Source organism: Spirosoma pulveris, from assembly GCF_054781875.1.
This window is the reverse complement of record NZ_BAAGTO010000066.1, coordinates 1-768: the sequence shown is the minus strand read 5'-3', so window position 1 is coordinate 768 and position 768 is coordinate 1. Positions and strand designations below refer to the sequence as shown.

The following is a 768-nucleotide window of genomic DNA, read 5'->3' as shown; positions in this document are numbered from 1 at the left end:
CATCTTCCAGGGTGCGGAAGAAGTCGGCGGGTTCGGGGGACTTGAAGGCCCACCGGCGGGCGTACTCTTTGAAGGCGTAGTCGAAGAGTTCGCGGCCCATGACCGTCTCGCGCAGGATGTTCAGCGCCGTAGCCGGTTTATCATAGGCATTTGGTCCGAAGGTATTCGGTAAGATATTGTCCGAGCTGCTCATGATGGGTACCTGCTGGGTCGAATCAAGTTGCATATACGGTACGATTGACTGGGGTTCGATAACCCGCGCCGGGAAGTTGGCGTCCCACTCCAGACAGGTCAGTCCTTCGAGGAAGCTGTTGAGGCCTTCATCCATCCAGGACCACTGCCGTTCGTCGGAGTTGACGATCATGGGAAAGAAGTTGTGTCCCACTTCGTGGATGACTACCAAAATCAGGAAGTTTTTAGTGCTCTCCGTGTAGGTGCCATCTTCTTCGGGGCGGGCACCGTTGAAGCTAATCATCGGATACTCCATGCCACCCACCGGGCCGTGAACCGAGTAAGCCACCGGATAAGGATAAGCGATCGTCCGACGCGAATACGAGCGCAAGGTGTGGGCTACCAGCCGGGTCGAGTACTGCCCCCAGAGGGGGTTGCCCTCTTTTGGGTAGAGCGACATGGCCCATACCCGCTTGCCTTCTACATTCGGGTTCAGGGCATCCCAGATGAACTTGCGGCTGCTGGCGAAAGAGAAGTCACGGACGTTGTCGGCTTTGAAGACCCAGGTTTTGGTGCCGGTGGGCTTGCCCTTCTCGG

1 protein-coding gene is annotated in these 768 nt (G+C 57.3%); it reads right to left on the bottom strand.

The features are described from left to right. Positions 1-768, bottom strand: a 768-nt coding sequence (locus ACYVJM_RS32125; protein WP_461152215.1) for a M1 family aminopeptidase, incomplete at both ends; no start/stop codon positions are given.